At 68.7% G+C, this 25,112-nt stretch carries 35 protein-coding genes; all 35 read left to right on the top strand.

Going from position 1 to position 25,112, the window contains the following annotated elements; genetic code table 11:
* The first annotated feature begins 33 nt into the window (after positions 1–33).
* The 35 genes from CLT75_RS20760 to rpsM all read left to right on the top strand — a co-directional run bounded on the left by CLT75_RS20760 (position 34) and on the right by rpsM (position 25,103).
* A complete protein-coding gene (locus tag CLT75_RS20760) occupies positions 34–3,921 on the top strand; it encodes a DNA-directed RNA polymerase subunit beta' (RefSeq protein WP_135242077.1) in 3,888 nt (1,295 codons plus the stop codon).
* Positions 3,922–4,018: 97 nt separating this feature from the next.
* Entirely contained in the window at positions 4,019–4,387 is a 369-nt protein-coding gene (locus tag CLT75_RS20755) for a hypothetical protein (protein ID WP_167796934.1), read from the top strand.
* 345 nt (positions 4,388–4,732) lie between these two features.
* The gene (locus CLT75_RS32890) at positions 4,733–5,104 is read left to right on the top strand and encodes a hypothetical protein (RefSeq protein ID WP_194801541.1); all 372 of its coding nucleotides are present in this window, start codon (positions 4,733–4,735) and stop codon (positions 5,102–5,104) included.
* 500 nt (positions 5,105–5,604) lie between these two features.
* Positions 5,605–5,979: a 30S ribosomal protein S12 gene (gene rpsL / locus CLT75_RS20745; protein ID WP_007465318.1), complete on the top strand. Its 375-nt coding sequence runs from the start codon at positions 5,605–5,607 to the stop codon at positions 5,977–5,979.
* A 1-nt stretch (position 5,980) separates the two neighbouring features.
* Positions 5,981–6,451, top strand: a complete 471-nt coding sequence (rpsG, locus tag CLT75_RS20740; RefSeq protein ID WP_013288637.1) for a 30S ribosomal protein S7 — start codon at positions 5,981–5,983, stop codon at positions 6,449–6,451.
* A 75-nt stretch (positions 6,452–6,526) separates the two neighbouring features.
* Positions 6,527–8,623: an elongation factor G gene (gene fusA, locus CLT75_RS20735; RefSeq protein WP_128137685.1), complete on the top strand. Its 2,097-nt coding sequence runs from the start codon at positions 6,527–6,529 to the stop codon at positions 8,621–8,623.
* Positions 8,624–8,846: 223 nt separating this feature from the next.
* Entirely contained in the window at positions 8,847–10,040 is a 1,194-nt protein-coding gene (tuf, locus tag CLT75_RS20730; RefSeq protein ID WP_013288635.1) for an elongation factor Tu, read from the top strand.
* 355 nt (positions 10,041–10,395) lie between these two features.
* Complete coding sequence (rpsJ, locus tag CLT75_RS20725; RefSeq protein WP_007073037.1) at positions 10,396–10,704, top strand: 30S ribosomal protein S10; 309 nt, start codon at positions 10,396–10,398, stop codon at positions 10,702–10,704.
* Between the two features lie 11 nt (positions 10,705–10,715).
* Positions 10,716–11,381 (top strand): 50S ribosomal protein L3, encoded by a 666-nt coding sequence (rplC, locus tag CLT75_RS20720; RefSeq protein WP_135242075.1) that lies wholly within the window; start codon positions 10,716–10,718, stop codon positions 11,379–11,381.
* The gene (gene rplD, locus CLT75_RS20715; RefSeq protein ID WP_135242074.1) at positions 11,378–12,043 is read left to right on the top strand and encodes a 50S ribosomal protein L4; all 666 of its coding nucleotides are present in this window, start codon (positions 11,378–11,380) and stop codon (positions 12,041–12,043) included. The genes rplC and rplD overlap by 4 nt, the downstream gene beginning before the upstream one ends.
* Positions 12,040–12,342, top strand: coding sequence for a 50S ribosomal protein L23 (gene rplW, locus CLT75_RS20710; protein WP_013288632.1), 303 nt, complete (start codon positions 12,040–12,042; stop codon positions 12,340–12,342). Before rplD ends, rplW begins: the two co-directional genes overlap by 4 nt.
* A 12-nt stretch (positions 12,343–12,354) precedes the next feature.
* Entirely contained in the window at positions 12,355–13,194 is an 840-nt protein-coding gene (gene rplB / locus CLT75_RS20705) for a 50S ribosomal protein L2 (RefSeq protein ID WP_013288631.1), read from the top strand.
* Between the two features lie 12 nt (positions 13,195–13,206).
* Positions 13,207–13,488, top strand: a complete 282-nt coding sequence (gene rpsS / locus CLT75_RS20700; RefSeq protein ID WP_007073032.1) for a 30S ribosomal protein S19 — start codon at positions 13,207–13,209, stop codon at positions 13,486–13,488.
* A gap of 40 nt (positions 13,489–13,528) precedes the next feature.
* Positions 13,529–13,978, top strand: coding sequence for a 50S ribosomal protein L22 (gene rplV / locus CLT75_RS20695; protein WP_013288630.1), 450 nt, complete (start codon positions 13,529–13,531; stop codon positions 13,976–13,978).
* Entirely contained in the window at positions 13,978–14,865 is an 888-nt protein-coding gene (gene rpsC / locus CLT75_RS20690; RefSeq protein ID WP_013473694.1) for a 30S ribosomal protein S3, read from the top strand. The genes rplV and rpsC overlap by 1 nt, the downstream gene beginning before the upstream one ends.
* Before the next feature lie 3 nt (positions 14,866–14,868).
* The gene (rplP, locus tag CLT75_RS20685; RefSeq protein WP_007465292.1) at positions 14,869–15,294 is read left to right on the top strand and encodes a 50S ribosomal protein L16; all 426 of its coding nucleotides are present in this window, start codon (positions 14,869–14,871) and stop codon (positions 15,292–15,294) included.
* Positions 15,294–15,530, top strand: a complete 237-nt coding sequence (gene rpmC, locus CLT75_RS20680) for a 50S ribosomal protein L29 (RefSeq protein ID WP_013288628.1) — start codon at positions 15,294–15,296, stop codon at positions 15,528–15,530. The genes rplP and rpmC overlap by 1 nt, the downstream gene beginning before the upstream one ends.
* Positions 15,527–15,802 (top strand): 30S ribosomal protein S17, encoded by a 276-nt coding sequence (rpsQ, locus tag CLT75_RS20675; RefSeq protein WP_135242073.1) that lies wholly within the window; start codon positions 15,527–15,529, stop codon positions 15,800–15,802. The genes rpmC and rpsQ overlap by 4 nt, the downstream gene beginning before the upstream one ends.
* A 98-nt stretch (positions 15,803–15,900) precedes the next feature.
* Positions 15,901–16,269, top strand: a complete 369-nt coding sequence (rplN, locus tag CLT75_RS20670) for a 50S ribosomal protein L14 (protein ID WP_007073026.1) — start codon at positions 15,901–15,903, stop codon at positions 16,267–16,269.
* A complete protein-coding gene (gene rplX / locus CLT75_RS20665; protein WP_013288626.1) occupies positions 16,266–16,586 on the top strand; it encodes a 50S ribosomal protein L24 in 321 nt (106 codons plus the stop codon). Before rplN ends, rplX begins: the two co-directional genes overlap by 4 nt.
* Positions 16,586–17,155, top strand: a complete 570-nt coding sequence (rplE, locus tag CLT75_RS20660) for a 50S ribosomal protein L5 (protein ID WP_135242072.1) — start codon at positions 16,586–16,588, stop codon at positions 17,153–17,155. Before rplX ends, rplE begins: the two co-directional genes overlap by 1 nt.
* Position 17,156: 1 nt before the next feature.
* Entirely contained in the window at positions 17,157–17,342 is a 186-nt protein-coding gene (locus CLT75_RS20655; RefSeq protein ID WP_007073023.1) for a type Z 30S ribosomal protein S14, read from the top strand.
* A 98-nt stretch (positions 17,343–17,440) separates the two neighbouring features.
* Positions 17,441–17,848, top strand: a complete 408-nt coding sequence (rpsH, locus tag CLT75_RS20650) for a 30S ribosomal protein S8 (RefSeq protein ID WP_013288624.1) — start codon at positions 17,441–17,443, stop codon at positions 17,846–17,848.
* Between the two features lie 16 nt (positions 17,849–17,864).
* A complete protein-coding gene (rplF, locus tag CLT75_RS20645) occupies positions 17,865–18,407 on the top strand; it encodes a 50S ribosomal protein L6 (protein ID WP_013288623.1) in 543 nt (180 codons plus the stop codon).
* Positions 18,404–18,793 (top strand): 50S ribosomal protein L18, encoded by a 390-nt coding sequence (gene rplR, locus CLT75_RS20640; RefSeq protein WP_135242071.1) that lies wholly within the window; start codon positions 18,404–18,406, stop codon positions 18,791–18,793. The genes rplF and rplR overlap by 4 nt, the downstream gene beginning before the upstream one ends.
* Positions 18,794–18,826: 33 nt before the next feature.
* Positions 18,827–19,441 (top strand): 30S ribosomal protein S5, encoded by a 615-nt coding sequence (rpsE, locus tag CLT75_RS20635; RefSeq protein ID WP_135242070.1) that lies wholly within the window; start codon positions 18,827–18,829, stop codon positions 19,439–19,441.
* Positions 19,441–19,623, top strand: a complete 183-nt coding sequence (gene rpmD / locus CLT75_RS20630) for a 50S ribosomal protein L30 (RefSeq protein ID WP_013473693.1) — start codon at positions 19,441–19,443, stop codon at positions 19,621–19,623. The genes rpsE and rpmD overlap by 1 nt, the downstream gene beginning before the upstream one ends.
* Positions 19,623–20,066, top strand: coding sequence for a 50S ribosomal protein L15 (rplO, locus tag CLT75_RS20625; RefSeq protein WP_018784561.1), 444 nt, complete (start codon positions 19,623–19,625; stop codon positions 20,064–20,066). Before rpmD ends, rplO begins: the two co-directional genes overlap by 1 nt.
* Positions 20,067–20,302: 236 nt before the next feature.
* Positions 20,303–21,631 carry a preprotein translocase subunit SecY gene (secY, locus tag CLT75_RS20620; protein ID WP_135242069.1) on the top strand — a complete coding sequence of 443 codons (1,329 nt, stop codon included), beginning with the start codon at positions 20,303–20,305 and terminating at the stop codon, positions 21,629–21,631.
* Positions 21,632–22,285: an adenylate kinase gene (locus CLT75_RS20615; protein WP_013288618.1), complete on the top strand. Its 654-nt coding sequence runs from the start codon at positions 21,632–21,634 to the stop codon at positions 22,283–22,285.
* 97 nt (positions 22,286–22,382) lie between these two features.
* A complete protein-coding gene (gene map / locus CLT75_RS20610; protein ID WP_013288617.1) occupies positions 22,383–23,234 on the top strand; it encodes a type I methionyl aminopeptidase in 852 nt (283 codons plus the stop codon).
* Between the two features lie 90 nt (positions 23,235–23,324).
* Positions 23,325–23,852, top strand: a complete 528-nt coding sequence (locus CLT75_RS20605) for a DUF1707 SHOCT-like domain-containing protein (RefSeq protein WP_135244077.1) — start codon at positions 23,325–23,327, stop codon at positions 23,850–23,852.
* A gap of 232 nt (positions 23,853–24,084) precedes the next feature.
* Positions 24,085–24,306, top strand: a complete 222-nt coding sequence (gene infA, locus CLT75_RS20600) for a translation initiation factor IF-1 (protein WP_007073013.1) — start codon at positions 24,085–24,087, stop codon at positions 24,304–24,306.
* Positions 24,307–24,397: 91 nt separating this feature from the next.
* A complete protein-coding gene (gene rpmJ / locus CLT75_RS20595) occupies positions 24,398–24,511 on the top strand; it encodes a 50S ribosomal protein L36 (RefSeq protein ID WP_012184307.1) in 114 nt (37 codons plus the stop codon).
* A gap of 211 nt (positions 24,512–24,722) precedes the next feature.
* On the top strand, positions 24,723–25,103 hold the full coding sequence (gene rpsM, locus CLT75_RS20590) for a 30S ribosomal protein S13 (protein WP_013288614.1): 381 nt from the start codon (positions 24,723–24,725) through the stop codon (positions 25,101–25,103).
* The last annotated feature ends 9 nt before the right edge of the window (positions 25,104–25,112 follow it).

Raw genomic sequence — 25,112 nt, 5'->3', positions numbered from 1 at the left:
GCTAGCAGTACAGACGACGACATAGGGGACATAGTGCTCGACGTCAACTTCTTCGACGAGCTGCGCATCGGCCTCGCCACCGCTGACGACATCCGTCAGTGGTCCCACGGCGAGGTCAAGAAGCCCGAGACCATCAACTACCGCACCCTCAAGCCGGAGAAGGACGGGCTCTTCTGCGAGAAGATCTTCGGTCCGCAGCGGGACTGGGAGTGCTACTGCGGTAAGTACAAGCGGGTCCGCTTCAAGGGCATCATCTGCGAGCGCTGCGGCGTCGAGGTGACCCGCTCCAAGGTTCGCCGGGAGCGGATGGGTCACATCGAGCTGGCCGCTCCGGTGACCCACATCTGGTACTTCAAGGGCGTGCCGAGCCGGCTGGGCTACCTGCTGGACCTCGCCCCGAAGGACCTCGAGAAGATCATCTACTTCGCCTCGTACGTCGTGACGAGCGTGGACGCCGAAGCGCGTCACCGCGACCTCTCGACCATCGAGAACGAGATCCTGGCCGAGAAGCGGCAGGCCGAGAACAGCCGCGACTCGGAGATCGAGAAGCGGGCCGCCAAGCTGGAGGCCGACCTGGCCGAGCTGGAGGCCGAGGGCGCGAAGGCGGACGTCCGGCGCAAGGTCAAGGAGGGCGGAGAGCGCGAGATGCGCCAGATCCGCGACCGGGCCCAGCGCGAGATCGACCGCCTCGACGAGGTCCTCGACACCTTCCGCAAGCTGGAGCCGAAGCAGCTGGTCACCGACGAGCTGCTCTACCGCGAGCTGCGCGACCGCTTCGGTGAGTACTTCACCGGCAGCATGGGCGCCGAGGCGATCAAGGCCCTGGTCCAGAACATGGACCTGGAGGCCGAGGCGGAGAACCTGCGCGAGACCATCCGCTCCGGCAAGGGCCAGCGGAAGATCCGGGCGCTCAAGCGGCTCAAGGTCGTCGCGGCGTTCCAGAACACCCGCAACTCGCCGCTCGGCATGGTGCTGGACTGCGTCCCGGTCATCCCGCCGGACCTGCGCCCGATGGTGCAGCTCGACGGTGGCCGCTTCGCGACCTCCGACCTGAACGACCTGTACCGGCGTGTGATCAACCGGAACAACCGCCTCAAGCGGCTGATCGACCTCGGCGCGCCCGAGATCATCGTCAACAACGAGAAGCGGATGCTCCAGGAGGCCGTCGACGCGCTGTTCGACAACGGCCGCCGTGGTCGTCCGGTCACCGGCCCGGGTAACCGGCCGCTGAAGTCGCTGTCCGACATGCTCAAGGGCAAGCAGGGCCGGTTCCGCCAGAACCTGCTGGGCAAGCGCGTCGACTACTCCGGCCGTTCGGTCATCGTGGTCGGCCCGAAGCTCAAGCTGCACCAGTGCGGCCTGCCCAAGCAGATGGCGCTGGAGCTGTTCAAGCCGTTCGTGATGAAGCGGCTGGTCGACCTCAACCACGCGCAGAACATCAAGTCCGCCAAGCGGATGGTCGAGCGGCAGCGGCCGGTCGTGTGGGACGTGCTGGAAGAGGTCATCGGCGAGCACCCGGTGCTGCTGAACCGCGCGCCGACCCTGCACCGTCTGGGCATCCAGGCCTTCGAGCCGCAGCTGGTCGAGGGCAAGGCCATCCAGATCCACCCGCTGGTCTGCACCGCGTTCAACGCCGACTTCGACGGTGACCAGATGGCGGTCCACGTGCCGCTGTCCGCCGAGGCCCAGGCCGAGGCGCGGATCCTGATGCTGTCGTCGAACAACATCCTCAAGCCGGCCGACGGCAAGCCGGTCACCATGCCCACCCAGGACATGGTCATCGGTCTCTACCACCTGACCCACCTCACTCCGGGTGGCAAGGGCGAGGGCCGGGCGTTCAGCTCGGACGCCGAGGCGCGGATGGCGTACGACAACGGCGAGCTGCACCTGCAGGCTCCGGTCCGGATCCGGCTGCGCGACGTGGTCGGTGTGGACAACGGCGCCGGCGCCGAGCCGTGGACCGCCCCCGAGGGGTGGACCGAGGGCGAGCCGGTGACCGTGGAGACCACGCTGGGCCGGGTCCTGTTCAACGAGACGCTGCCCCCGGGCTACCGCTTCGTGAACTACGAGATCCGCAAGGGCCAGCTCTCCGCGATCGTCAACGACCTCGCCGAGCGCTTCCCGAAGGTGGCCCTGGCGGCCACCCTGGACGGGCTCAAGGAGGCCGGTTTCCACTGGGCCACCTGGTCCGGCGTCACCATCGGCATGGAGGACGTCATCGCTCCGCCGCGCAAGCGGGAGATCCTGGAGCGGTACGAGAAGGAAGCCGACCGGATCGACAAGCAGTACCAGCGTGGTCTGATGACCGCCGAGGAGCGCCGCGGCGAGCTCATCGAGATCTGGACCAAGGCGACCAACGAGGTCGCCAAGGAGATGGACACCGCGCTGCCGCAGGAGAACCCGCTGTGGAAGATGATCAACTCGGGTGCCCGCGGTAACCTGCTCCAGCTCCGGCAGATCGCGGCGATCCGTGGTCTGGTGGCCAACCCGAAGGGCGAGATCATCCCGCGGCCGATCAAGGCCAGCTACCGGGAGGGTCTGTCCGTGCTGGAGTACTTCATCTCCACGCACGGTGCCCGTAAGGGTCTCGCGGACACCGCCCTGCGTACCGCCGACTCGGGTTACCTGACCCGGCGTCTGGTGGACGTCTCGCAGGACGTCATCATCCGCGAGGAGGACTGCGGCACCGACCGCGCCATCCCGATGCAGATCGGTGAGCGCATCGACGGCAAGCTGGTCGTGCACGAGCACGCCGAGACCAGCGTGCACGCCCGGACGCTCGCCGACGACATCAAGGGCCCGGACGGCACCGTGGTGGCCCACCGCGGCCAGGACATCAACTCGATCCTGGTGGACGCGATCGTCGCCGCCGGTACCGAGACGGTGCGGGTGCGCAGCGTGCTCACCTGCGAGTCGAAGCTGGGCGTCTGCGGTGCGTGCTACGGCCGCTCGCTGCCGACCGGCAAGACCGTGGACGTCGGCGAGGCGGTCGGCATCATCGCCGCCCAGTCGATCGGTGAGCCGGGTACGCAGCTGACGATGCGTACCTTCCACACCGGTGGTGTCGCGGGTGAGGACATCACCCAGGGTCTGCCCCGTGTCCAGGAGATCTTCGAGGCCCGGGTGCCGAAGGGTAAGGCGCCCATCGCCGACACCCCGGGTCGCATCCGGATCGAGGACGGCGAGCGGTCCCGCAAGATCGTGGTCATCCCGGACGACGGCAGCGACGAGATCGTCTACGACAAGATCTCGAAGCGGGTCCGGCTCCGGGCGCACGACGGCGACCACGTCGAGGTCGGCGAGAAGCTCACCGAGGGCACCATCGACCCGCACGAGCTGCTGCGCATCCTCGGCCCGCGCGCGGTCCAGGTCCACCTGACCCAGGAGGTCCAGGAGGTCTACCGCTCGCAGGGTGTGCTCATCCACGACAAGCACATCGAGATCATCATCCGCCAGATGCTCAAGCGGGTGACGGTGATCGACTCCGGCTCGACCGAGTTCCTGCCGGGTGTGCTCGTCGACCGGGCGCTGTTCGAGTCGGAGAACCGCCGGCTCGTCGGCGAGGGTGGCGAGCCCGCCGCCGGTCGCCCGGTGCTGATGGGTATCACCAAGGCCTCGCTGGCCACTGACTCCTGGCTGTCGGCGGCCTCCTTCCAGGAGACCACCCGGGTGCTGACGGACGCGGCGATCCACGCCCGCAGCGACTCGCTGATCGGCCTCAAGGAGAACGTGATCATCGGTAAGCTCATCCCGGCCGGTACGGGCATCAGCAAGTACCGCAACGTCCGGGTCGAGCCGACCGAGGAGGCGAAGGCCAAGGTCTACTCGATGACCGGCTACCCGGAGACCGACTACGGCTTCGGGCCGGCCAGCGGCCAGGCGGTTCCGCTGGACGACTTCGACTTCGGGTCGTACCGCTAAGCAGTAGGCAACGACGAGGCCCCCGGCATCCGCCGGGGGCCTCGTCGCGTCCGGAGTGCCGGGACCGGGGGAGCGGATCCGGGGCATGATGGAGGGCATGACGACCGTGCCCGGGCAGGCGCCCGTCGTGCCGCAGGCGTACCGCCATCCGCACGATCCGGAACCGGTCCGCTCCACGAAGGCCCGCGCCGTCTTCGCGCTCGGGCTGATCGGCGCGCTCACCGGGTTCTTCATCGGCGGGGCGGTACCGGCCACCATCGCGCTCGTGCTCGCTCGGCAGGCCCGCCGGGAGGCGTACGCGTCGGGTGGTTATCTCACCGGCGCGGACTGGCTGCGGCGCGGCGAGCAGATGGCGCGGACCGGCCTGGTGCTGACCGCCGCCGCGGTGGTCGCGGCGGTGGTGATCGGCGTGGTCCGGGCCGCTGACGCCTCGTTCGGCCACGACTTCGCGCCGAACTTCGACTGACCCGGTGGGGGAGCGGGCCCGCGCCCGCCCGCCCCGCCGTGATCGGCGGCGGTAGCCTGGCCGGTGTCCGCCGCGCGGCGGGCGTGTGGACAGGAGGACCCCGTGACGGAACCGGCCGCGCCGGGAGGCGACCCGACCCGCCCCGGGCCGTACCCGCCGGGTCCCGCGTCCGCGCCGACGCACGGGCCGGCGTTCGGGGCGTACCCGGGGAGTCCGCCGGCGCACGGCGGCGGGTGGCCGGCGCCGGGGAGCGCGCCCGGCCACGGCGGCTGGGGTCCGCACGGCGGGCCGGCGCTTCCGCCGCCGCCGGCCGAGACGCCGCGGCCGCCGAAGCGGGTCGACGCGGTGCCGGGTACGCCGTTCGGCGTGGTCCACCTCGACGTGCCGCCTGTCACCTCCGGCCTGGCGATCGGGTCGCTCGTCGCCGGCATCGCCGCGATCGGGGTGTCGCTGCTGGTGTTGTGCTTCGGCCTGGCCGGCCGCAACGTCGGCGGCGCCTGGGCGGCGGGCGCGTTCACCGTGCTGGGCGGGCTGATCGGCGTCGGCGCGATGGTGGCCGGGCTGCTCGCCCGGCGGCAGATCCGGCGCCCGGCGCCGCCGCCGTCGGTCCGGTTCACCGGCGCCGGCCTGGCCGTGGCGGGGATCTCCTGTGGCGCGGCGGGCCTGCTGTTCGGACTGATCGGGCTCGCGCTGGCCCTGGTGGTGCAGATCACGTGACGCCGCGTCTGCGACGCCTGCGGCCGGTGACATGGTTTGTGCGGTATGTCCGGGTGCCCGAAGGCCGGGCGGTGTCGGGGCCGCCGGGTCGCGCGGCGGACGAGCCGGTACACTTGTCACTGTAGGTGCCCATCACCGGCGCATCGGCGACCCGGAGACCGGGCGGCGGACCGCACAGCGGTCCTTCCCGACCCATCCGTTTTGACCGGCGCGGCTGTGGTAGGTACTCTTTCCCCTTGTGCCCGGGCCCGCCCGGGCAATGCGTGCGTGCGCTGGAACCGGTCAACCGGTGATCGCGCGGTCGCACCACCAAGACCAGAAGATCCGGTACGACGCGTCAGCGGCCGGCACCGGAACCGTGACTCGGGCGACACGCCCGACCGCGGGTGCTGGGGAGCCGTCAGGCGGCCCTGGTTGGAATGTAGGAGAGCCGCCCATCCGGACGGCTGGAGCAGACGGCGCGGTCGCCTCGCAGCGGCCGAAGGGAGCGGAGAAACCCGGTGCCCACCATTCAGCAGTTGGTCCGAAAGGGCCGTCAGGCCAAGACGACCAAGACCAAGACCCCGGCGCTCAAGGGGTCTCCCCAGCGGCGCGGCGTGTGCACCCGTGTGTACACCACCACCCCGAAGAAGCCGAACTCGGCGCTGCGCAAGGTCGCTCGTGTCAAGCTCAGCAGCCAGATCGAGGTGACCGCCTACATCCCGGGCGTCGGCCACAACCTCCAGGAGCACTCGATCGTGCTCGTGCGCGGCGGTCGTGTGAAGGACCTCCCGGGCGTGCGGTACAAGATCGTGCGCGGTTCGCTGGACACCCAGGGTGTCCGCAACCGCAAGCAGGCTCGCAGCCGCTACGGCGCGAAGAAGGAGAAGAGCTGACATGCCGCGTAAGGGACCCGCTCCGCGGAAGCCGCTGGTCGCTGACCCGGTGTACAACTCGCCCCTGGTCACCCAGCTGGTGAACAAGATCCTGCTGCGCGGCAAGCGTCAGCTCGCCGAGCGCATCGTGTACGCCGCCCTGGAGGGCTGCCGCGAGAAGTCCGGCACCGACCCCGTCGTCACGCTCAAGCGCGCGATGGACAACGTCAAGCCGACCCTCGAGGTGCGCAGCCGCCGTGTCGGTGGCGCCACCTACCAGGTTCCGGTCGAGGTCCGGCCGTCCCGCGCGACCACGCTCGGTCTGCGCTGGCTGGTGACCTACTCCCGGGCGCGGCGCGAGAAGACCATGGTCGAGCGGCTGATGAACGAGCTGCTGGACGCGAGCAACGGCCTCGGCGCCGCCGTCAAGCGGCGTGAGGACACGCACAAGATGGCCGAGTCGAACAAGGCCTTCGCGCACTACCGCTGGTAACACCTGAGGTTCCGGCGCCCACCGGCGCCGGAACCGCCACCAGTTGTGTCGAGACGACGATAAGTAGGGATTGAAGTGGCCGCCGCAGACGCGCTCGCCAACGTACGCAACATCGGCATCATGGCCCACATCGATGCCGGTAAGACCACTACCACCGAGCGAATCCTGTTCTACACCGGCATCACGTACAAGATCGGTGAGGTCCACGAGGGCGCCGCCGTCATGGACTGGATGGAGCAGGAGCAGGAGCGCGGTATCACCATCACTTCCGCCGCCACCAAGTGCGAGTGGAAGGGCCACACGATCCAGATCATCGACACGCCCGGCCACGTCGACTTCACGGTCGAGGTCGAGCGGTCGCTGCGTGTTCTGGACGGTGCGGTCGCGGTCTACGACGGCGTGGCCGGCGTGGAGCCCCAGACGGAGAACGTCTGGCGGCAGGCGGACAAGTACAACGTCCCCCGGATGTGCTTCGTCAACAAGCTCGACCGGACCGGCGCCGACTTCTTCCGCTGCGTGCAGATGATGATCGACCGGCTCAACGCCACCCCGCTGGTCCTCCAGATCCCGATCGGCGCCGAGTCCGACTTCATCGGCGTGGTCGACCTGGTCGAGATGCGTGCGCTGACCTGGCGCGGCGAGACCCAGAAGGGCGAGGACTACGCGGTCGAGGAGATCCCGGCCGACCTCGCCGACTCGGCTGCCGAGTGGCGCGAGAAGCTGATGGAGACCCTCGCCGACGTCGACGACTCGGTGATGGAGAAGTACCTCGAGGGCGAGGAGATCTCGGTCGACGAGATCAAGGCCGCCATCCGCCGGGCCACCATCGCCGGCAAGGCCAACCCGGTCCTCACCGGTACCGCCTTCAAGAACAAGGGCATCCAGCCGATGCTGGACGCGGTCGTCGCGTACCTGCCCTCGCCGCTGGACATCCCGGCGATCGAGGGTACGGCCACCGACGGCGAGACCCCGCTGCAGCGGAAGCCCTCGGTCTCCGAGCCGTTCTCCGGCCTGGCCTTCAAGATCCAGACCGACAAGCACCTCGGCAAGCTGACGTACGTCCGGATCTACTCCGGCACGCTCGAGTCCGGTTCTCAGGTGATCAACTCCACCAAGGACCGCAAGGAGCGGATCGGCAAGATCTACCAGATGCACGCCAACAAGCGGGAGGAGCGCAGCTCCGCCCAGGCCGGCGACATCATCGCGGTGCAGGGTCTGAAGCAGACCACCACCGGTGACACCCTGTGCGACCCGGCGAACCCGGTCATCCTGGAGTCGATGACCTTCCCGGAGCCGGTCATCGAGGTGGCCATCGAGCCGAAGACCAAGGCCGACCAGGAGAAGCTCAGCACCGCCATCCAGCGGCTGGCCGAGGAGGACCCGACCTTCCGCGTCAAGCTGGACGACCAGACCGGTCAGACGGTCATCTCCGGCATGGGCGAGCTGCACCTGGACATCCTGGTCGACCGGATGCGCCGCGAGTTCAACGTCGAGGCGAACATCGGTAAGCCGCAGGTGGCGTACCGCGAGACCATCCGCCGCAAGGTGGAGAAGGTCGAGTACACCCACAAGAAGCAGACCGGTGGTTCCGGCCAGTACGCCCGCGTGATCATCAGCGTGGAGCCGCTGCCGCTGGGCAACGACGCCCCGACGTACGAGTTCGCCAACGCGGTGACCGGTGGCCGCATCCCCCGGGAGTTCATCCCCTCGGTGGACGCGGGCGCGCAGGACGCCATGCAGTACGGCATCCTCGCCGGCTTCCCCCTGGTGGGCGTCAAGCTCACCCTGGTGGACGGCCAGTACCACGAGGTCGACTCGTCGGAGATGGCGTTCAAGATCGCCGGCTCGATGGCGATGAAGGAGGCGGCCCGCAAGGCCGACCCCGCTCTCCTCGAGCCGATGATGGCCGTTGAGGTCACCACTCCTGAGGAGAACATGGGTGACGTCATCGGCGACCTCAACTCCCGGCGTGGCATCATCCAGGCGATGGAGGAGCGCAGCGGCGCTCGCGTCGTCCGGGCTCTGGTGCCGCTGTCGGAGATGTTCGGCTACGTCGGCGACCTGCGGTCGAAGACCCAGGGCCGGGCTAGCTACAGCATGCAGTTCGACTCCTACGCCGAGGTTCCGGCCTCGGTGGCCAAGGAGATCATCGCCAAGTCGACGGGTGAGTGACACTCACCCTCGGCTGATCCGATGACGCGAGGGCGGTCGCGGGAGGGTTCTCCCGCCCGCGGCCACCTCGATCGGGTTGCGTGAGACCGGGCCTGTAGGCTTCATCGCCGCAGAACCCACAAAAGCTCTCCGGCCTTCCGGCCGGAAAGGCTGTCGACAGAGTCCTAAGCGCCGAACGGCGCGCCGGGGCGAACGAACCAAGAAAGTCCACAGGAGGACACCAGTGGCGAAGGCGAAGTTCGAGCGGACTAAGCCGCACGTCAACATCGGCACCATTGGTCACATCGACCACGGTAAGACGACGCTGACGGCGGCCATCACCAAGGTCCTGCACGACCAGTACCCGGACCTGAACCCGTACACGCCGTTCGACGAGATCGACAAGGCGCCGGAGGAGAAGGCCCGCGGCATCACGATCTCCATCGCGCACGTCGAGTACCAGACCGAGGCGCGTCACTACGCGCACGTCGACTGCCCCGGTCACGCCGACTACATCAAGAACATGATCACCGGTGCCGCGCAGATGGACGGCGCGATCCTGGTGGTGGCGGCGACCGACGGCCCGATGCCGCAGACCCGCGAGCACGTGCTGCTGGCCCGTCAGGTCGGTGTGCCGTACATCGTCGTGGCGCTCAACAAGAGCGACATGGTCGATGACGAGGAGCTCCTGGAGCTCGTCGAGCTCGAGGTCCGTGAGCTGCTCTCCTCGCAGGAGTACCCGGGTGACGACCTGCCGGTCGTCCGGGTCTCGGCGCTGAAGGCCCTCGAGGGCGACCCGGAGTGGACCGGGAAGCTCCTGGACCTGATGAACGCCGTGGACACCGCGATCCCGCAGCCGGAGCGCGAGACCGAGAAGCCGTTCCTCATGCCCATCGAGGACGTCTTCACGATCACCGGTCGCGGCACCGTGGTGACCGGTCGCGCCGAGCGCGGCATCCTCAAGCCGAACGAGGAGGTGGAGATCGTCGGCATCCGTGAGAAGTCGATGAAGACCACCTGCACCGGCATCGAGATGTTCCGCAAGCTGCTCGACGAGGCCCGCGCGGGTGAGAACGTCGGTCTGCTGCTGCGCGGCATCAAGCGCGAGGACGTCGAGCGCGGCATGGTCGTCATCAAGCCGGGCACCACGACCCCGCACACGGAGTTCGAGGCGACGGTCTACATCCTCTCCAAGGAGGAGGGCGGCCGGCACACCCCGTTCTTCCAGAACTACCGCCCGCAGTTCTACTTCCGGACCACGGACGTCACCGGCGTCGTCACGCTGCCCGAGGGCACCGAGATGGTCATGCCGGGCGACAACACCTCGATGACGGTGAAGCTGATCCAGCCCATCGCCATGGAGGAGAACCTGAAGTTCGCGATCCGCGAGGGTGGTCGTACGGTCGGCGCGGGTCGCGTCACCAAGATCATCAAGTGAGCTGGGTAACCCCGATTAGCGTCGCCGCCGGTCGTGCGGCATACTAGTCAGGTTGCGTAACGACGGTCGGTCGCCTGCGTCCGGTTGAGGCTGGACCTCCGGGAGTCAGACTGTCTCGCGTAGGGTGGTTGATCGCCATCGGCGGTCAACCACCCTCGCGCGGCGTCCAGGTCGCGGTCCCCGCGATCGGCGCCATGACCCACCGCGCGGTCAGAGAATCGCTCCGGAGTCCCGGGGCGGAGCCTGGCCCACGGGCGCGACACGCCCGACCGCGGGGGTCGGCGGAAGTGGGCCTGTGCCAGCCGGTACAGCCGCCCGCAACACAGCGGCATCGAGAGAAGGAACAGAAGCCACCATGGCGGGACAGAAGATCCGCATCCGGCTCAAGGCCTATGACCACGAGGTCGTCGACTCCTCGGCTCGGAAGATCGTCGAGACGGTGACGCGTACCGGGGCGCAGGTCGCTGGCCCGGTGCCGCTGCCCACGGAGATCAACCGTTTCTGCGTCATCCGCTCGCCGCACAAGTACAAGGACTCGCGCGAGCACTTCGAGATGCGTACGCACAAGCGTCTGATCGACATCATCGACCCGACCCCGAAGACGGTCGACTCGCTCATGCGCCTCGACCTGCCGGCTGGCGTCGACATCGAGATCAAGCTGTAGGGACCGGACAAATGGACAGGCAAGTCAAGGGGATCCTGGGCGCCAAGCTCGGCATGACCCAGGTCTGGGACAACAACAAGGTTGTGCCCGTGACCGTGGTTCAGGCCGGCCCGTGCGTCGTGAGCCAGGTTCGTAGCGCCGACAAGGACGGCTACTCCGCGGTCCAGCTGGCGTACGGGGTCATCGACCCGCGCAAGGTCAAGAAGCCGCTCGCCGGGCACTACGCCAAGGCGGACGTCGCGCCGCGCCGGCACATCGTCGAGCTGCGCACCTCCGACGCCACGGACTACGCGCCGGGCCAGGAGGTCACGGTCGAGGAGTTCCCGGCCGGCGTCGTGATCGACGTGACCGGCAAGACCAAGGGCAAGGGCTACGCCGGCCCGATGAAGCGGCACGGCTTCCACGGTCTGCGTGCCAGCCACGGTGTCGAGCGCAAGCACCGCTCGCCCGGCTCGATCGGCGCCTGCGCGACCCCGGGTCGCGTCTTCAAGGGCACCCGGATGGCGGGCCGGATGGGTGGCGTGCGCTACACCGTCCAGAACCTGACCGTCCAGGCGGTCGACACCGAGAACAACCTCCTGCTCGTCCGCGGCGCCATCCCCGGCCCGAAGGGCGCGCTGGTCCTGGTCCGCACTGCGGCCAAGGCGAAGGTGAAGAAGGGCGGTGCGGCCAAGTGACCACCGTTGACGTCATCAACGTCGAAGGCGCCAAGAGCGGCTCCGTCGAGCTGCCGGCCGACATCTTCGACGCGCAGGCCAACATCGCCCTGATGCACCAGGTCGTGGTGGCCCAGCTCGCGGCGGCCCGTCAGGGTACGCACAAGACGAAGACCCGCGGCGAGGTCTCCGGTGGAGGCAAGAAGCCGTACAAGCAGAAGGGCACCGGTCGTGCCCGCCAGGGCTCGACCCGCGCGCCGCAGTTCGCCGGCGGTGGCGTGGTCCACGGCCCGGTGCCGCGCGACTACAGCCAGCGCACCCCGAAGAAGATGAAGGCCGCCGCCCTGCGTGGCGCCCTCTCCGACCGGGCCCGCGCCGGCCAGGTGCACGTCGTCGAGGCGTTCGTCTCCGGCGAGAAGCCGTCCACCAAGGCGGCCCTGGCCACGCTGACCAAGCTCACCGAGGCCCGTCGGGTCCTGGTCGTGCTGAGCAGCACCGACGAGCTGAACTGGGTGTCGCTGCGGAACCTGCGCAACGCGCGGGACAGCCGGGTGCACCTGATCGAGGCCGGCCAGCTCAACACCTACGACGTGCTGGTGGCCGACGACGTGGTCTTCACCAAGGAGGCCCTGGACGAGTTCCTGGGCGTTCCCGCCGAGACCACCGAGGAGGATGGCAAGTGAGCACGATCGCCGATCCGCGTGACGTCATCGTCGCGCCGGTCGTCTCGGAGAAGAGCTACAGCGAGCTGAACCGCAACTGGTACACCTTCCTGGTGCACCCGGACGCCAACAAGACCGAGATCAAGATCGCTATCCAGCAGATCTTCAACGTCCGCGTCCTGACGGTCAACACGCTCAACCGCGAGGGCAAGCGCAAGCGGACCCGTACCGGGTTCGGCAAGCGCAAGGACACCAAGCGCGCGATGGTGAAGCTGGCTGACGGTGACCGTATCGAGGCCTTCGGCGGCCCGGTCAGCTGAGGGGTGTAGACAATGGCTATCCGTAAGTACAAGCCGACGACGCCGGGCCGGCGTGGCTCGAGCGTTGCCGACTTCGCCGAGATCACCCGGTCGACGCCCGAGAAGTCGCTGCTGGCTCCGCTGCCGAAGAAGGGCGGACGCAACGCCCACGGCCGGATCACCACGCGGCACCACGGTGGCGGCCACAAGCGCCAGTACCGTCTGATCGACTTCAAGCGGGTCGACAAGGACGGCGTGCCGGCGAAGGTCGCTCACATCGAGTACGACCCGAACCGCACCGCGCGCATCGCGCTGCTGCACTACGCCGACGGCGAGAAGCGCTACATCATCGCGCCGAAGGACCTGAAGCAGGGCGACCGCGTCGAGTCCGGTCCGGGCGCCGACATCAAGCCGGGCAACAACCTGCCGCTGCGCAACATCCCGGTCGGTACCACCATCCACAACGTGGAGCTGCGTCCGGGTGGCGGCGCCAAGCTGGCCCGCTCGGCCGGCGTCGGCATCCAGCTGCTCGGCCGTGAGGGCGCGTACGCGACCCTGCGTATGCCGTCCGGTGAGATCCGGCGTGTGGACGTGCGCTGCCGCGCCAGCATCGGCGAGATCGGCAACGCCGACCAGTCGAACATCAACTGGGGTAAGGCCGGCCGGATGCGGTGGAAGGGCAAGCGCCCGACCGTCCGTGGTGTCGCGATGAACCCGGTCGACCACCCGCACGGTGGTGGTGAGGGTAAGACCTCCGGTGGTCGCCACCCGGTCAACCCGCAGGGTAAGCCCGAGGGCCGCACCCGTCGTAAGGGCCAGCCGAGCGACCGGCTGATCGTCCGCCGCCGCTACGCCACGCGTAAGCGCGGCTGAGGGAGATAAGACATGCCTCGCAGCCTGAAGAAGGGCCCGTTCGTCGACGACCACCTGCTCAAGAAGGTGGAGACGCAGAACGACAAGGGCTCGAAGAACGTCATCAAGACCTGGTCGCGCCGCTCGACGATCATCCCGGAGATGCTGGGTCACACGATCGCCGTGCACGACGGACGTAAGCACGTCCCGGTCTTCGTGACCGAGGCCATGGTCGGGCACAAGCTCGGCGAGTTCGCGCTGACCCGCACGTTCAAGGGTCACGAGAAGGACGACCGGAAGAGCCGCCGGCGCTGACGCCGCGGGCATACGGATAGAGGAACAAGGGGTTACAGCGATGCCAGGAAAGGGCGACGCTCCGGTGCTTCCGGGCGCGCGGGCGGTTGCGCGGCACGTGCGCATCTCGCCGATGAAGGCGCGCCGGGTGGTCAACCTCGTCCGCGGCCTGCCCGCGAAGGAGGCGCTCACGGTGCTGCAGTTCGCGCCGCAGGCTGCGAGCGAGCAGGTGTACAAGGTGCTCGCGAGCGCGATCGCCAACGCGGAGAACAACGAGCGGCTGGACCCCGACGCGCTGCTCGTCAGCGAGGCGTTCGTCGACGAGGGCCCGACCATGAAGCGGTTCCGGCCGCGGGCGCAGGGCCGGGCGTACCGGATCCGCAAGCGCACGTGCCACATCACCGTGGCGGTCGAGGCGGTCGCGGCGGCCACGCCGAAGAAGTCGGCGAAGAAGGCCGCTCCGGCCAAGCCGGCCGCTGAGGAGCAGAGCACGACGGAGGGTGCCGAGTAATGGGTCAGAAGGTTCACCCGACCGGGTTCCGGCTCGGCATCTCGACCGACTGGAAGTCCCGCTGGTTCGCGGACAAGCTCTACAAGGACTACATCGGCGAGGACGTCAAGATCCGCCGCATGATGTCCAAGGGCCTCGAGCGCGCCGGCATCTCCAAGGTCGACATCGAGCGCACCCGCGACCGGGTCCGCGTCGACATCCACACCGCCCGGCCGGGCATCGTCATCGGCCGTAAGGGTGCGGAGGCCGACCGGATCCGCGGCGAGCTGGAGAAGCTCACCGGCAAGCAGGTCCAGCTGAACATCATCGAGGTGAAGAACCCCGAGTCGGACGCGCAGCTGGTCGCCCAGGGCGTCGCCGAGCAGCTGTCCAGCCGGGTCAGCTTCCGTCGGGCCATGCGCAAGGCGATGCAGTCCGCGATGAAGAACCCCGCCTGCAAGGGCATCCGGGTTCAGGTCTCGGGCCGTCTGGGCGGCGCCGAGATGAGCCGGACCGAGTTCTACCGCGAGGGCCGGGTTCCGCTGCACACGCTGCGGGCCAACATCGAGTACGGCTTCTTCGAGGCCCGTACCACCTTCGGCCGGATCGGCGTGAAGGTCTGGATCTACAAGGGCGACGCCGTCCCGGGCCGCGAGGCCCCGGCCGAGGCTGCCCCGTCGCGCGGCCCGCGCCGTGACCGTGGCGACCGGCCGGACCGGCCGCGCCGTGGCCGCTCGGGCTCGTCCGGTACGACCGCCGGTGGCACCGAGGCCGGCCGGGCTGCCGCGACCACCATCGCGCAGCAGGCGGAGACGCCGGCCGGTGAGCCGGTCGACAGCAGCGCTGTCGCCGCCGCCGCCTCGGCTCCGGTCGGTAACCAGCCGGCAGAAACGCAGCAGGAGGGCTGACAGATGCTGATGCCGCGCAAGCCCCCGAAGGGCTTCCGCAAGCCGCACCACCCGGACCGCAGTGGCGCGTCCAAGGGTGGTAACCGGGTGGTGTTCGGCGAGTTCGGGATCCAGGCTCTCGAGCCGGCGTACGTGACCAACCGCCAGATCGAGTCGGCGCGTATCGCGATGACCCGCCACATCAAGCGTGGCGGCAAGGTCTGGATCACGATCTTCCCGGACCAGGCCCTCACCAAGAAGCCGGCCGAGACCCGGATGGGTTCCGGTAAGGGTTCGCCCGAGTGGTGGGTCGCCAACGTGAAGCCGGGGCGGGTTCTCTTCGAGATGTCCTTCCCCAACGAGCAGATCGCGCGAGAGGCGATGCGTCGCGCGATCCACAAGCTCCCGATGAAGTGCCGCATTGTTACGCGCGAAGTGGGTGAATCCTGATGGCAGCGGGCGTCAAGCCCTCCGAGCTGCGTGAGCTCTCCGAGGAGGAGCTGGTCACGAAGTTGCGCGAGGCGAAGGCGGAGCTGTTCAACCTCCGCGTGCAGGCCGCAACCGGGCAGCTGGACAACAACCGGCGGCTGCAGGTCATCCGTCGGGAGATCGCCCGGATCTACACGATCATGCGTGAGCGTGAGCTGGGTCTCTCGGCCGCGCCGACTGAGGTGACTGCATCATGAGTGAGAACACCACCGCCCCCGCGCGGGCCCGCCGCAAGGTTCGCGAGGGCCTCGTGGTCAGCGACAAGATGGACAAGACCGTCGTGGTCGAGGTCGAGGACCGCGTCAAGCACGCGCTGTACGGCAAGATCATGCGCCGTACGCGCAAGCTGAAGGTGCACGACGAGCAGAACTCGGCCGGCATCGGCGACCGGGTCCTGATCATGGAGACCCGGCCGCTGTCCGCCACCAAGCGCTGGCGGCTCGTGGAGATCCTCGAGAAGGCCAAGTAGCGAAGGCTCGAGCTCGGCCGGGTCTCGGTCGGGCGCAGGTTCCGCCAGGCTCCGGCCGCCCCGAGCGGCCGGAGAACCGGCAGACATAGGAGATAGACGTGATTCAGCAGGAGTCGCGACTGCGCGTCGCCGACAACACGGGTGCCCGGGAGATCCTGTGCATCCGGGTGCTCGGCGGCTCCGGTCGGCGCTACGCGAGCATCGGCGACGTCATCGTGGCGACCGTCAAGGACGCGATCCCCGGTGCCGGTGTGAAGAAGGGCGACGTCGTCAAGGCCGTCGTCGTTCGGACCGCCAAGGAGAAGCGGCGGCCGGACGGGTCGTACATCCGCTTCGACGAGAACGCCGCCGTCATCATCAAGGACGGTGGGGACCCGCGCGGTACCCGTATCTTCGGCCCGGTGGGCCGGGAGCTGCGGGACAAGCGGTTCATGAAGATCATCTCTCTCGCGCCGGAGGTGTTGTGACCGTGAAGGTCAAGAAGGGCGACACGGTCGTCGTCATCGCCGGCAAGGACAAGGGTGCCAAGGGCAAGGTCATCGCGGCCTACCCGCGGCAGGACAAGGTCCTGGTCGAGGGCGTGAACCGGGTCAAGAAGCACACCCGTATCAGCACCACCCAGCGTGGCGCCAAGACCGGTGGCATCGTCACCCAGGAGGCCCCGATCCACGTCTCGAACGTGATGGTCCTGGACTCCGACGGCAAGCCGACCCGCGTCGGCTACCGGATCGACGACAACGGCCAGAAGGTCCGCATCGCGCGTAGCACCGGTAAGGACCTCTGATGACCACGGCTACCGAAACCAAGACCCTGCCGCGCCTCAAGGAGCGGTACCGCAACGAGGTGGTGGCCGAGCTGCAGAAGCAGTTCGAGTTCGGCAACCCGATGCAGGTGCCGCGGCTGGTCAAGATCGTCGTCAACATGGGTGTCGGCGAGGCCGCTCGCGACGCCAAGCTGATCGACGGGGCAGTCCGCGACCTGGCCACCATCACCGGCCAGAAGCCGCAGGTCCGGCGGGCCACCAAGTCCATCGCGCAGTTCAAGCTCCGCGAGGGCATGCCGATCGGCGCGAAGGTCACCCTTCGCGGCGACCGGATGTGGGAGTTCCTGGACCGGCTGCTCTCGATCGCGCTGCCGCGTATCCGTGACTTCCGCGGCCTGGACGGGCGCAAGCTCGACGGGCACGGCAACTACACGTTCGGCCTGACCGAGCAGTCGGTGTTCCACGAGATCGATCAGGACAAGATCGATCGCCAGCGGGGCATGGACATCACGGTGGTCACGACCGCCACGACCGACGACGAGGGCCGGGCGCTGCTCAAGCTCCTGGGCTTCCCGTTCAAGGAGAACTGAGATGGCCAAGAAGGCGCTGATCCTCAAGGCGGCCGCGAAGCCGAAGTTCTCGGTTCGCGCGTACACCCGCTGCCAGCGGTGCGGGCGTCCGAAGGCGGTCTACCGCAAGTTCGGTCTCTGCCGGGTGTGCATCCGGGAGATGGCCCACCGCGGTGAGCTGCCCGGCGTGTCCAAGGCTTCCTGGTAATAGCCCGGCGCGCTCCGGCGCGTCAGCTGAACTGTCTCTTCGCCGTAGGCCCCGGGCCTGGCCCGGGGAACCCCGGCGAGAAAGGTTGACGAGTTTTCATGACGATGACCGACCCGATCGCAGACATGCTCACGCGTCTGCGTAACGCCAACCAGGCGTACCACGACCGGGTGACGATGCCCTACTCGAAGATCAAGGCGAACATCGCCGAGGTCCTCAAGGCCGAGGGTTACATCGCCACCTGGTCGGTCGAGGAGCCCGAGGAGGGCGCCGTCGGCAAGCGACTGGTCGTCGAGCTGAAGTACGGCCAGAACCGCGAGCGGAGCCTGGCCGGCATCAAGCGCGTGTCCAAGCCCGGTCTCCGGGTGTACGCCAAGTCGGACGGGCTCCCGCGGGTGCTCGGCGGGCTGGGCGTGGCGATCATTTCGACGTCCCAGGGGCTGCTCACCGACCGGCAGGCCCGCAAGCGGAGCGTTGGCGGGGAAGTCCTCGCCTTCGTCTGGTAACGGGAGACAGGTAGAAATGTCGCGTATTGGACGTAAGTCGATCCCGGTGCCTGCCGGCGTCGACATCACGATCGACGGCCGGACCGTCAAGGTCAAGGGCCCCAAGGGCGAACTGAGCCACGTGCTGGCCGAGCCGATCACGGCGGAGCGGGGCGAGGACGGCGAGCTGCACGTCAACCGGCCCAACGACGAGCGCAAGGCCAAGGAGCTGCACGGCCTGAGCCGTACGCTGGTGGCCAACATGATCGTCGGTGTCACCGAGGGCTACCGCAAGAGCCTGGAGATCGCCGGTACCGGTTACCGCGTGACCGCCAAGGGCAAGGACCTCGAGTTCGCGCTCGGGTTCTCGCACCCGGTCCTGGTGCCGGCGCCGGAGGGCATCACCTTCACGGTCGAGAAGCCGACGCTGTTCCACGTGGCCGGCATCGACAAGCAGCAGGTCGGCGAGGTCGCCGCCAACATCCGGAAGATCCGTCCGCCGGAGCCCTACAAGGGCAAGGGCGTGAAGTACCAGGGCGAGGTCATCCGCCGCAAGGCTGGAAAGGCAGGTAAGAAGTGAGCGCCACGCTGCTCAAGCGCCGCCGCGGCGTCGCCGCCAAGCGTGCCGTCGGGCGTGCGCGTCGGCACTTCCGGGTCCGCAAGAACGTCAGCGGCACCGCCGAGCGTCCCCGCCTGGTCGTCACCCGCTCCCTGCGCCACGTGGTGGCCCAGATCGTGGACGACACCAAGGGTCACACCCTGGCGTCGGCCTCGACCATGGACGCCTCGCTGCGCGGCGCCGAGGGCGACAAGAGCGCCCTGGCCGGCAAGGTCGGCGCCCTGCTCGCCGAGCGCGCCAAGGCCGCCGGCGTCTCGAAGGTCGTCTTCGACCGCGGTGGCAACCGGTACGCGGGGCGTGTCGCCGCGCTTGCCGACGCCGCCCGCGAAGCCGGGCTCGAGTTCTAGAAACCCCGTCACGAGAGAGAAGGAAGGCTGCTGATGCCAGGTCAACAGCGCCGTGGCGGCGGGTCCGGTGGCAACGAGGGTGGTCGCCGCGACAACCGCCGTGAGGGCGGCCGCGGAAACGCGCCCGTCGAGAAGACCCCGCACCTCGAGCGGGTCGTCGCGATCAACCGCGTCGCCAAGGTCGTGAAGGGTGGTCGTCGCTTCAGCTTCACCGCCCTGGTGATCGTGGGCGACGGCGACGGCACCGTCGGTGTGGGCTACGGAAAGGCCAAGGAGGTGCCCGCGGCGATCGCCAAGGGTGTCGAGGAGGCCAAGAAGCACTTCTTCAAGGTGCCGCGCATCGCGTCCTCCATCCCGCACCCGGTGACGGGTGAGGCGGCGGCCGGTGTGGTGCTGCTCAAGCCGGCCTCCGCCGGTACGGGTGTCATCGCCGGTGGTCCGGTGCGTGCCGTGCTGGAGTGCGCGGGCATCCACGACGTGCTCTCCAAGAGCCTCGGCTCGTCCAACCCGATCAACATCGTGCACGCCACGGTGGCGGCCCTGAAGGGGCTCGAGTCCCCGGAGCAGGTCGCGGCCCGTCGTGGTCTGCCGGTCGAGGACGTCGCGCCGGCCGCCATGCTGGCGTCGCGGGCGGGGGTGGCGTCCTGATGGCACGCCTGAAGGTCACCCAGGTCCGGTCCGAGATCGGGACCAAGAAGAACCAGCGTGACTCGCTGCGTTCCCTCGGTCTCAAGCGGATCAACGACGTGGTGGTCAAGGAGGACCGGCCGGAGATCCGCGGCATGATCTTCACGGTCAACCACCTCGTGAAGGTCGAGGAGGTCGAGTAATGACGATCAAGGTGCACCACCTGCGTCCGGCTCCCGGCGCCAAGACCGACAAGACCCGTGTGGGTCGCGGTGAGGGCTCGAAGGGCAAGACGGCCGGTCGCGGTACCAAGGGTTCCAAGGCCCGGAAGAACATCTCGCCGGCGTTCGAGGGTGGGCAGATGCCCATCCACATGCGCCTGCCGAAGATGAAGGGCTTCAAGAACAAGTTCAAGGTCGTGTTCCAGGTGGTCAACCTGGACCGGCTGGCCGAACTGTTCCCCAACGGCGGCCAGGTCGGCCCGGTCGAGCTGGTCGAGGCCGGTGCGGTCCGCAAGGGCCACCCGGTCAAGGTGCTCGGCACCGGCGACCTCGGCGGCGTGTCTCTCCAGGTGTCGGCGCACGCGTTCAGCGCGTCGGCCAAGGAGAAGATCACCGCCGCCGGTGGCTCGGTCACCGAGCTGTAAGGCGAAGTTCATGGCGCCCGCTCAGTTGTTCGCAACTGGGCGGGCGCCATGGTCTACCGGCCACGTGTGCGCCGGGTAACATCGGATTCGTTTTATGTAGCCGGGCGCATCTGCCCGGACGGGGACAGGGCTGTTAGAGTCCGTTCCCAGCCATGGATACCGGGCACTCCGTCCGGCACCACCCCGCCCCGCCAGGGATTCGTCACCGGCGGCCCGCGTCGCGCAGGAGGAAGAAGTTGCTGTCCGCCTTTCTCAGTGCGTTCCGTACGCCTGACCTGCGCAAGAAGCTGCTGTTCACAGTAGGCATCATCGCGGTCTACCGGCTGGGCGCCACGCTGCCCAGCCCGGGCGTCTCGTACGGCAACGTGCAGAAGTGCCTCGACACGATCCAGGGTGGAAGCACCGGTGTGCTCAACCTGCTGGATCTCTTCTCCGGTGGCGCGCTGCTCCAGCTCTCGGTCTTCGCGCTGGGCATCATGCCCTACATCACCGCGTCGATCATCCTGCAGCTGCTGACGGTGGTGATCCCGCGCCTGGAGCAGCTCCGCAAGGAGGGCCAGGCCGGGCAGGCCAAGATCACGCAGTACACCCGCTACCTGACGCTGGGCCTGGGCATCCTCCAGTCCTCGGCGTTCGTGGCGCTGGCCCGCTCCGGCCAGCTGTTCAACAACCAGTGCGACCAGTTCCCGATCGTGCCCCAGGGCACCGGCATCCCGGACTGGCTGACCCTGACCATCCTCGTCATGACCATGACCGCCGGCACCGGCGTCGTGATGTGGCTCGGTGAGCTGATCACCGACCGGGGCGTCGGCAACGGCATGTCCGTGCTGATCTTCACCTCGATCGCGGCCCGGCTCCCCAGCGAGGGCTGGAAGATCAAGACCACAAAGGGCTGGGGGATGTTCCTCCTCGTCATCGCCCTGGTGCTGCTGGTCATCACCGCTGTCACCTTCATCGAGCAGGCGCAGCGCCGCATCCCGGTGCAGTACGCCAAGCGCATGATCGGCCGGCGGATGTACGGCGGGACGTCGACCTACATCCCGCTGAAGGTGAACCAGGCGGGTGTCATCCCGGTCATCTTCGCCTCGTCGCTGCTCTACCTGCCGCAGCTCGCGCTCCAGTTCTTCGATCAGACCGACCCGGGCAAGGTCCAGGCGTGGATCCAGAACCACATCGTGAAGGCGAGCGCGCCGGAGCACATCGCGATCTACTTCCTGCTGATCATCTTCTTCACGTACTTCTACGTGTCGATCACGTTCAACCCGACCGAGGTCGCGGACAACATGAAGAAGTACGGCGGCTTCGTGCCGGGCATCCGCCCCGGCAAGCCGACCGCCGAGTACCTCGACTTCATCCTCAGCCGGATCACCCTGCCGGGCGCGCTCTACCTGGGCATCGTCGCGATCCTGCCGAACTTCTTCTTCATCTGGCTCGACAACCAGCAGTTCCAGAACTTTCCGTTCGGCGGCACCGCTGTGCTCATCATGGTCGGCGTCGGTCTGGAGACCGTGAAGCAGATCGAGAGCCAACTCATGCAGCGGAACTACGAAGGGTTCCTGCGGTAGATGCGACTCGTTCTGGTTGGCCCGCCGGGCGCGGGCAAGGGCACACAGGCGGAGTTCGTCGCCGCGCACCTCTCGGTGCCGAAGATCTCGACCGGTGACATCTTCCGGGCGAACGTCTCCCAGGGCACGCCGCTGGGCGTCGAGGCCAAGCGGTACATGGACGCCGGCAAGCTGGTCCCGGACGAGGTCACCATCAACATGGTGCGGGACCGGCTCGCCGAGCCGGACGCGAGCGAGGGCTTCCTCCTCGACGGCTTCCCGCGGACCACTCCGCAGGCCGCCGCGCTGGACAAGCTCCTCGCCGACCTCGGCACCGCGCTGGACCTGGTGCTGGAGCTGGTCGTCGACGACGACGAGGTGATCCGGCGGCTGTCCGGCCGGCGCACCTGCCGCGGCTGCGGCAAGATCTGGCACGTCGAGTTCGACTCGCCGAGCCGGGAGGGCGTCTGCGACCGCTGCGGCGCCGAGCTGTTCCAGCGCGACGACGACAAGCCGGAGACCATCGCCGCCCGGCTGCGGGAGTACGCCGAGAAGACCGCGCCGCTCGTGGACTACTACGGCGCCCAAGGCAAGCTGGTCGGCATCGACGCGACCGGCCCGGTGGAGGACGTCACCGTCCGCGCCATCGACGCGCTGCGCTCGTACGGCGGCTGAGGTCCGACCCGCCACCCGGCGGATAGAGTGCGAACAGCGGGGTACGTGCGACGTGCCCCGCTGCTCCGCGTACGCGTGACGAAAGGTAACCACCACCATGCGCCGTCCCCAGCTGGACATCCAGCTGAAGACCCCCGAGCAGATCGAGCTGATGCGGGCCGCCGGTCTGGTCGTCGCCCGCGCCCTGCGCCGGATGCGGGAGGCGGTGGCGCCGGGCGTGTCGACGGCCGACCTGGACGCGATCGCCGAGTCGACCATCCGCGAGGCGGGTGCCGTGCCGTCGTTCAAGGGCTACCACGGCTTCCCGGCGTCGATCTGCTCCTCGGTCAACCGGCAGGTGGTGCACGCCATCCCGTCGGCCGAGCAGGTGCTGCGCGAGGGCGACCTGATCTCCATCGACTGCGGCGCGGTGCTGGACGGCTGGCACGGCGACGCGGCGGTCACGGTGCCGGTCGGCGAGGTCGACCCGGCGCTGCTGAGGATGACGGCGGTGGCCGAGGACGCCATGTGGGCCGGGATCGCTGCCGCGGCGCGCGGGGCGGCCTCCGGCAAGGGCCGGCTCACCGACATCTCCCACGCGGTCGAGACGGCGGTCCGCAAGGGCGGCCGGTACGGCATCGTCGACGGCTACGGCGGCCACGGCATCGGCACCGAGATGCACCAGGACCCGCACGTGCTCAACCACGGGCGTCCCGGCAAGGGGCCGCGCCTGGTGCCGGGCCTGGCGCTCGCCATCGAGCCGATGATCACGATGGGCTCGCCGCGTACTGTCGAGCTGTCCGACGGCTGGACCGTGGTGACCCGGGACGGGTCGATGGCGGTGCACGTCGAGCACTCGATGGCGCTGCTGGACGACGGCGTGTGGGTGCTGACCGCCGAGGACGGCGGACGGGCCCGCCTGGGCGACCTGGTGACCAAGCGGCAGACGTCGGTGGACTCCCCGGCCTGATCGGGGCCCCGGCCGCGCCGGATGACCGGCCACGCCGTGCCGGGCTGGCGATCGGGTGACATGCTTGCTCCCATGGAGGAGCGCAACCGCATGCGGGCGGCCGACGCGGACCGTGAGGCCACCGCGGAGCGACTCCGGGCGGCGTTGAACGAGGGCCGGCTCGACCTGCACGAGTACGACGACCGGCTGCGCCGGGCGTACGGGTCGAAGACCTACGGCGAGCTGGACGAGCTGCTGACCGACCTGCCCGGCACCGGACCGGCCGGGCGCCCCCTGCCGGCGCCGCGCGCGGCCGGGGAGGGCGGGGTGGCGGTCCCGGGCCCGGAGGTCGTGAGCGGGGCGCGCAGCGCCTGGCTGCTGGGGGTCTGGGGCCCCTGGCTGAAGGTGGCCCTGATCCTCACCGCGATCTGGTTCGTCTCGCAGCTGGGTGAGGGCGAGTTCGAGTTCGACGACTACTGGCCGATCTGGGTGCTCGGCCCGTGGGGCGCGGTGGTGCTCTACCAGACAGTCCAGGGGCTGGCGTCCGGCGCACCGGAGAAGGACGCCGAGCGCCGGCGGCGCAAGCGGGTCGAGCGGGAGGCCCGCCGGCGGGCGAAGCGCGAGCTTCCGGAGACGTGACCTGCGTCATATCCGAGCCGTCCGGGTGACTGTCGCGCCGGTCGGTTTGGCGAGCACGTGCGGGTCGGCGTACACTTTCTGATCGGCGCACAGCGTCCACTCCGCCATGCCCACCCTGCGCTTCGGTGGGAGTCGGAGCCGCGGCTGGCGCGGGTTTCCTGATCTTGGTCAGTTCACCCGTGTAAGACGTTGTGGGCCGTCCGGAGTAACCGACGTCAGGACAGCGGAGGACATGCCGAAAAAAGACGGAGCCATCGAGATCGAGGGTCGGGTCATCGAGCCCCTGCCGAACGCCATGTTCCGGGTGGAGCTCGCGAACGGTCACAAGGTGCTGGCTCACATCAGCGGCAAGATGCGGCAGCACTACATCCGCATCCTGCCGGAGGACCGGGTCGTCGTCGAACTCTCGCCGTACGACCTGACCCGCGGGCGCATCGTCTACCGCTACAAGTAAGCCTGACGGCGGCCGGGACGTTTCCGTGTCCGTCTTCGACGTCCGGGTCGCGCTGTGTCGCGGGTCGGGCCAGATGGGAAGTAAGGCAACCGTGAAGGTCAAGCCGAGCGTCAAGAGGATCTGCAACAAGTGCCGGGTGATCCGCCGGCACGGCCGGGTCATGGTCATCTGCACCGACCCGCGCCACAAGCAGCGCCAGGGCTGACGCCCCACACATCACCAGCTCGTCCCAGCCGCGGTCGGGTGCGCAGCGCGTACCCCCTCGTGGTTGACCCCCGGTCGGAGGCCGGGGCCCGCTCGGGCAGCGACCGATCCCGGTCGCCGGCGTTCTTGACGCCGGAAGGACAGGGACGGCCGGTAGCGGGGTGGGACGGGTCCACACCTCCGCCACAACATCACGAGGAGTACGCCCGCACATGGCACGTCTAGTCGGCGTGGATCTCCCCCGCGAGAAGCGGATGGAGATCGCGCTCACCTACATCTTCGGGGTCGGTCGCACCCGCGCCCTGGAGACGCTCGCCGCGACCGGCATCTCGCCGGACAAGCGCGTTCGGGACCTCACGGACGAGGAGCTCGTCGAGCTCCGGAACCACATCGAGGGCAACTACAAGGTTGAAGGCGACCTGCGCCGCGAGGTCGCCGCTGACATCCGCCGCAAGGTCGAGATCGGCTGCTACGCCGGTATCCGGCACCGCCGCGGTCTGCCCGTGCGTGGCCAGCGCACCAAGACCAACGCGCGGACCCGGAAGGGCCCGAAGCGGACCGTGGCCGGCAAGAAGAAGCCCGGCAAGAAGTAACTAGGAGCG

Source organism: Micromonospora sp. CNZ285 (assembly GCF_004637285.1).
Note: the sequence above shows the minus strand (reverse complement) of the source record. Positions and strands in the feature narration are given on the sequence as shown.

Excerpts from the sequence above, each read along its gene's own strand:
- rpsJ (WP_007073037.1), top strand. The coding sequence starts at position 10,396 with ATGGCGGGACAGAAGATCCGCATCCGGCTCAAGGCCTATGACCACGAG.
- rplE (WP_135242072.1), top strand. The coding sequence starts at position 16,586 with ATGACCACGGCTACCGAAACCAAGACCCTGCCGCGCCTCAAGGAGCGG.
- rpsS (WP_007073032.1), top strand. The coding sequence starts at position 13,207 with ATGCCTCGCAGCCTGAAGAAGGGCCCGTTCGTCGACGACCACCTGCTC.
- rplF (WP_013288623.1), top strand. The coding sequence starts at position 17,865 with ATGTCGCGTATTGGACGTAAGTCGATCCCGGTGCCTGCCGGCGTCGAC.
- rpsH (WP_013288624.1), top strand. The coding sequence starts at position 17,441 with ATGACGATGACCGACCCGATCGCAGACATGCTCACGCGTCTGCGTAAC.
- rplO (WP_018784561.1), top strand. The coding sequence starts at position 19,623 with ATGACGATCAAGGTGCACCACCTGCGTCCGGCTCCCGGCGCCAAGACC.
- rpmC (WP_013288628.1), top strand. The coding sequence starts at position 15,294 with ATGGCAGCGGGCGTCAAGCCCTCCGAGCTGCGTGAGCTCTCCGAGGAG.
- map (WP_013288617.1), top strand. The coding sequence starts at position 22,383 with ATGCGCCGTCCCCAGCTGGACATCCAGCTGAAGACCCCCGAGCAGATC.
- CLT75_RS20655 (WP_007073023.1), top strand. The coding sequence starts at position 17,157 with ATGGCCAAGAAGGCGCTGATCCTCAAGGCGGCCGCGAAGCCGAAGTTC.
- rpsM (WP_013288614.1), top strand. The coding sequence starts at position 24,723 with ATGGCACGTCTAGTCGGCGTGGATCTCCCCCGCGAGAAGCGGATGGAG.
- CLT75_RS20605 (WP_135244077.1), top strand. The coding sequence starts at position 23,325 with ATGCGGGCGGCCGACGCGGACCGTGAGGCCACCGCGGAGCGACTCCGG.
- rplB (WP_013288631.1), top strand. The coding sequence starts at position 12,355 with ATGGCTATCCGTAAGTACAAGCCGACGACGCCGGGCCGGCGTGGCTCG.
- CLT75_RS20615 (WP_013288618.1), top strand. The coding sequence starts at position 21,632 with ATGCGACTCGTTCTGGTTGGCCCGCCGGGCGCGGGCAAGGGCACACAG.
- infA (WP_007073013.1), top strand. The coding sequence starts at position 24,085 with ATGCCGAAAAAAGACGGAGCCATCGAGATCGAGGGTCGGGTCATCGAG.
- rplC (WP_135242075.1), top strand. The coding sequence starts at position 10,716 with ATGGACAGGCAAGTCAAGGGGATCCTGGGCGCCAAGCTCGGCATGACC.
- rplV (WP_013288630.1), top strand. The coding sequence starts at position 13,529 with ATGCCAGGAAAGGGCGACGCTCCGGTGCTTCCGGGCGCGCGGGCGGTT.
- rpsE (WP_135242070.1), top strand. The coding sequence starts at position 18,827 with ATGCCAGGTCAACAGCGCCGTGGCGGCGGGTCCGGTGGCAACGAGGGT.
- rplP (WP_007465292.1), top strand. The coding sequence starts at position 14,869 with ATGCTGATGCCGCGCAAGCCCCCGAAGGGCTTCCGCAAGCCGCACCAC.
- CLT75_RS20755 (WP_167796934.1), top strand. The coding sequence starts at position 4,019 with ATGACGACCGTGCCCGGGCAGGCGCCCGTCGTGCCGCAGGCGTACCGC.
- rpsG (WP_013288637.1), top strand. The coding sequence starts at position 5,981 with ATGCCGCGTAAGGGACCCGCTCCGCGGAAGCCGCTGGTCGCTGACCCG.
- rpsC (WP_013473694.1), top strand. The coding sequence starts at position 13,978 with ATGGGTCAGAAGGTTCACCCGACCGGGTTCCGGCTCGGCATCTCGACC.
- rpmD (WP_013473693.1), top strand. The coding sequence starts at position 19,441 with ATGGCACGCCTGAAGGTCACCCAGGTCCGGTCCGAGATCGGGACCAAG.
- rpsQ (WP_135242073.1), top strand. The coding sequence starts at position 15,527 with ATGAGTGAGAACACCACCGCCCCCGCGCGGGCCCGCCGCAAGGTTCGC.